General features: G+C 39.0%; 3 protein-coding genes and 2 pseudogenes. All 5 read left to right on the top strand.

The window, feature by feature from the left end:
* Positions 1 to 117, top strand: a pseudogene (locus FTV03_RS17570) (transposase); the annotation flags it as partial.
* A gap of 16 nt (positions 118 to 133) precedes the next feature.
* Entirely contained in the window at positions 134 to 1048 is a 915-nt protein-coding gene (locus tag FTV03_RS17565) for a hypothetical protein (protein WP_257220840.1), read from the top strand.
* Positions 1049 to 1069: 21 nt separating this feature from the next.
* On the top strand, positions 1070 to 1453 hold the full coding sequence (locus FTV03_RS17560) for a transposase (protein WP_019383553.1): 384 nt from the start codon (positions 1070 to 1072) through the stop codon (positions 1451 to 1453).
* Entirely contained in the window at positions 1450 to 1785 is a 336-nt protein-coding gene (tnpB, locus tag FTV03_RS17555; RefSeq protein ID WP_000619347.1) for an IS66 family insertion sequence element accessory protein TnpB, read from the top strand. Before FTV03_RS17560 ends, tnpB begins: the two co-directional genes overlap by 4 nt.
* A gap of 74 nt (positions 1786 to 1859) precedes the next feature.
* Positions 1860 to 2238 (top strand): annotated as a pseudogene (locus FTV03_RS17550) (IS66 family transposase); the annotation flags it as partial.

The raw sequence follows: 2238 nt of genomic DNA, 5'->3' as shown, positions 1-2238 counted from the left end.
TGGAAGCAGATGAAATATTATTGGCGAGATTTTCAAGTCATGACAGCTGATAAAATAGAGCAATGGGTGGAGAGAGTATCAAACCAATTCGGAAAAGAATACATGTTTACTTTTTAATGACAGCTTAGGAATTTTGGGAGTAGAATCTGCAGTCACAGATAAATACCGAACTTTAAAAATCTCAGGTTCGGTTTTAAAACCCTCAAATGAAGGTATTAAACAAGCTCATGCGTATGCTAGTGAAGCAGGAATTCCTATTGCTGTACTAACTGATGGTATTACTTGGATAATATTCAAGACATGGGTCAAGGGGGGATATAGAGAAAAGGAAGCATTTGTTTTTCCTTCATTAGAAGCTATAGAAAATTCATTTAGTGTTTTTTATGAACTTCTTTCATATGAGAATTTTAATAATAAGACTTACAATACACTTTTTGACCAAGTGCATAATAATCGTGAGCAATTAACTTTACCTTTGATAGCTGCTCTCGAAACACATGAAATTAATATCCTTCAAAAATCTCCAATTTCATTTGATTTGGAAAAAATCTTTAATGGTTTTTTTACCCAATTAATTGGTGATGAAAACTCAGAAATAATGAAGGAGTGTTTTGTTGAGTCAAATGAAAGTCAAATTGCTGATTATTCTTTGGAAAAAATTACACAAAGTGTTTTAAATAATTTACCCCAAGATCAGAGTCATGTAGAAAGTGAATTAAGTAATTTAATTCAAGATAATGTACAAGCTCAAATACCTGCAGATTCGGATTTATCTGTTTTTATTGTAGGTCCTACTGGTTCAGGTAAAACTACATATATAGATAGATTCTTTTCCAAGATACTTCCAAAAAGTACGCGTGAACAATGTTTGACTATTAATATCAATTGTTTAGATGCTTCAGGTGATGAAGCTAATGTAATTAGTTGGTTGACGGAAAATATTATATCTGCATTAGAGAAAAAACTTTTTATAGAAAACTTTCGTAAGCATCCGGCTAACACAGCCTTACCAAGCGATCCTATAAGCCTTAATTTAGTTCCCACCTAAAAACAAGTGGGGACTTAATCCATGAACATGGATATATATTCAGCAACACCTCCTGTTGCTAAAAAACGCCGAAAATACAGCAAAGAATTCAAACTCAGTATTGTCAATGCCTGCAAAAATCCTAATACCTCGATCGCTTCGGTCGCACTGCAACATAGTATTAATGCCAACCTTGTCAGTCGTTGGATCAGGATCTTCAGCCATCATGATGGTGCCGTGCAGGATCCTACTCATGTGAATCCAGCATTTATTGCTTTGCCTTACACTGCTGCAATCAGCCAACCTATTGATGAGAGGATCACGTTGTGTATCACCGTGCCTCATACGAATAATGATATTCAGCTAAAATGGCAGACATCAGAAATACCTGCCTTGGCAGAATTACTCAAGGCACTGGCAACATGATCCGTATCAATGAAATTTGGCTCTCTACCCAGCCCATGGATATGCGAGCAGGAATGGATACTGTCATGGCTCAGGTGGTGAGAGCCTTTGGCTACATCAAACCGCATTGCGCCTACCTGTTCTGTAATAAACGTGGTCATCGTATGAAAGTGTTGGTACATGATGGACTGGGCATCTGGCTGTGTGCCCGGCGTTTGGAACAGGGTAAATTTCACTGGGCTCAAGTTCACCAAGGTGAAACCGTGGCCCTCAGCCCGGAACAGTTACAGGCATTAATCCAAGGTTTGCCCTGGCAGAGAATTGGATTGCAGCAAGTGGTGAATATGCTCTAAACCAAGCTCGACCATTCTGCCATCCTCCAAACGTTCTATTTCATTCTCTTCATGACCTCAGGCATACTGCGGTCATGAATACGCTGCCTGACTTAAGCCAACTGACCCATGAACAACTGCTGGAATTCACCAGACAGTTGGCGATGCAGCATCAGTCTCTAGCACAATCAAACCAGCAATTAGATGCCAGAGTTGAACATCTTGAAGTCACCAATCAGCAATTAGATTCTAAAGTTCAACATCTTTCTATTCTCAATCAAAAATACGAGCATGAACTCGCACTATTTAAACAGCACAAATTCGGCAGTAAAAACGAACATCTCACTGCAAAACAAATCCATCTGTGGGATGAGGCGGTCGAAGAAGATATCGCAGCAGTCGATCTGGAACTGGAGCGGCTAAATGCAGATAAAACTGATGCAGCAACACAGAAAGCCACAGTCAACAAACCTA

This window comes from Acinetobacter sp. YH12218, from assembly GCF_013417925.1.
GTDB classification, from domain to species: domain Bacteria; phylum Pseudomonadota; class Gammaproteobacteria; order Pseudomonadales; family Moraxellaceae; genus Acinetobacter; species Acinetobacter amyesii.
The sequence above is the reverse complement of the archived record's forward strand: the minus strand, read 5'-3'. Positions and strand labels throughout refer to the sequence as shown.

Excerpts from the sequence above, each read along its gene's own strand:
- tnpB (WP_000619347.1), top strand. The coding sequence starts at position 1,450 with ATGATCCGTATCAATGAAATTTGGCTCTCTACCCAGCCCATGGATATG.
- FTV03_RS17560 (WP_019383553.1), top strand. The coding sequence starts at position 1,070 with ATGAACATGGATATATATTCAGCAACACCTCCTGTTGCTAAAAAACGC.